Genomic DNA, 2,734 nt, shown 5'->3' with positions numbered 1-2,734 from the left:
TTATATTTATAATCTGAAACTGCAGTATTTGTATAACTGTGTTTTAGTCCAAATGGGTAATAGTGATTTTCTTCGAGAATTTCATTTGTAGATATAGTACCATTAAGATTCAAATCTTGATAACTCATCCTAATATTCCCCAAATGGTCTGTGTAATTAAATACGTAACCATAAGAATTAGTTCCCACTTTCTTGACATAGCCTTCAGCAGTTGGAAAAAATTGTAATACATCACTATTTGCCCCAACTTTCTTATATTGAAATCCTTCTAAATACTTTGTTGTAATAACCGTAGTTCCCTGAGATACATTTTTTTCAAGCTTATTGCCTGAACCATCATAAACATAAGAAATTTTATCATTATTTGCAAATGCTATTTCCATTGGCAAATTTAAATGATTGTAACGAATGTTGGTAATTCCTTTATTTTGGTCTGTCAGCATATTTCCATAATCGTCATAAGTATAATCATCACCGGTATTTGTTCCGTCTATAAATCCACTGGCTGCATTCGAGTAATTTTCACTAACTCTTACAAGCCTGTTTGAATTGTTATTATTGGCATAAAGATAGGTAAGGTTATCTATTTCTTGTTGAGGCATCACTCCATCATTTCCTCCGTTTCTTTTTAATGTTAGTATATTTCCATTGTTGTCATAGGTAACACTTTCATTATAGGTTCCTGGTTCCGGTTCGCTACTTCCTGGTTTTAAATAAAAAGCGTTAGTTAAACGATTCAAACCGTCATAGAGATAACCATATTTTCTCATAATGTTATTTGAACCGGATCTCCAAAATGTTTCGGCAATATTCCCGTTATATAGTTTTTTTCCAATATAATTTATACCATTTTGTACATTATTATAATTAATTTTAAAAGAGAACAAATCATTTTCAGTAGAATTCAACACAAGATTATCAGTTGGGTCATTATTAATACTATTTAACCATCCACGAATATTATAAGTATAATCAACCTTTTGTAAAGGTGTGCTGGTTGTATTTCCTACTTTTTTGGAAATAAGCTGACCTAAATCATCATAAGTATTTTCCGCTATTAATTGTATTGCTCCGGTATTTATTTTTTGGGTATGGGAAAGCAAACGACTTTGATTGGTATAAGTAAAATAATCCGTTAGAGTAACAATTTCATTAGAACTTGGATTAGCTGTTCGTCTATGAGAGGTTACTGTGTAATCTGCTTTTCCTTCAAAGTCCAGTTTTGTATCTATCTGTGTCCAACCGGGACTAGCTTCATAATTTTTGATATAGCTTCTTATTGGTCGTGCTTTATAATCATAAAGGGCAAAGCTGGTTTTCTTTTTTGTTGAAGCGGTAGTTTGAGTCAGCTCTAAAACCTTTTCCCAAGTTCCAGTAACTAATCCTTTTGGTTTTATGCTGTTATTATAATATACTTGTTGATTTAGAACGTTATCAAAACTTGACGGTGCATTTACATAATTGTAATCATCATAATAATTTATAGTCAAAATATAGTAACCTGTTCTTGGCAACGAAACATTGGTATAACTATGGGCAGGATTGTTAGCGATAGAAGGGGGTACGATTGGAGAAACTCCTGAGGTTAGCCTATTTTCACTAAATATTGTTTCCGAATTTCTTTCGGACTGTCTAATACTTCTTGCTTCACTATTTATTGTTGATGATGTTAGCCAACCTGTCATGATTACTCTATTAAAATCATCATATTTAGTAAACATCCATCCTAAGTTGGTCAAATGACGGAAAGGCGGTTTAGTAGGGCCCGTCATAACAACCCTGTCTAATTTATCATAAACAATATACTCCCAAATTTTTCCTGGCAATTTTTTTTCCACTAATCTGTTTCGGGAGTCGTATTTATATTGATAACAGAATTCATCTAAGACACCATTTTCAGCTACATTTAATACTTTTGGAGGTATCACATAAGTCAAATTACCATAAATATCATACACATAGTAGGTGTCATTTGGCTCCACGACTCCTTCACTATTAATATTGTAGTTCCTTTTCAATATTAATTTACCTTCTTTATCTTTAAATTCTCTCACAGTATTCATATTCCCACTATCCCAATTTTCATCTTTGGTAACACTCACATACAATTGATTTTGTGAATATAGTCCAGCATTTACCAAATTGATTTCATATAATCCTAAAGCAGAATTCCATGTTGTATTGGCATTATAGAGTTTTATTGAGTCGGTTATAGTATTAGTCTGGTAATCAAATTTTACTTCATGTCCATTTCCCATTGCCCAATCATTACCAGGAGCAGCATGCTTTAAAATTCTGTTTAAAGGAGAGTTCTCAATTTTTTTTTGGCTAAAAGGATTAGCTGTAGTTACCATTGTGGGAAAAGCTTGACTGCTATAGTAACTGCTTACTGCTGAACTGTCGATACTTCTGTAATTTAAGGACTGACCACTTATAATAGGTAGAAATTCTTTTAACTGTCTTCCAAAAGCATCATACTGAATATGTTTGATGATATCATTTCCATTACCTGATTGTTTATAGTCGATCTGTTGAATGGGTCTTCCCAATCCATCAAAATAGCTTATATTTACAGTTGCATCAGCTGGATTATTAACATCAACTGAACCTTGCGAAGTTGGTTTCTTATAAGTTGTGGTTTTAATGTAATTTTCGGTTGTTGTTTGCCCAAAGATTATCATTGGAAACAAAACTAAGATGTAGAATATTTTTTTCATGGCTGTTAGTTTTTATA

Annotated in this window: 1 protein-coding gene; it reads right to left on the bottom strand. The window is 32.2% G+C overall.

Annotated elements, in window-relative coordinates; genetic code table 11:
* Nucleotides 1-2,717: DUF6443 domain-containing protein (locus Q0039_RS04790; RefSeq protein WP_297509886.1), on the bottom strand; the 2,717-nt coding region annotated here is incomplete at its 3' end.
* Nucleotides 2,718-2,734: the final 17 nt, after the last annotated feature.

Source organism: Flavobacterium sp., assembly GCF_027484945.1.
GTDB lineage: Bacteria > Bacteroidota > Bacteroidia > Flavobacteriales > Flavobacteriaceae > Flavobacterium.
This window is presented reverse-complemented; position numbering and strand designations above follow the sequence as displayed.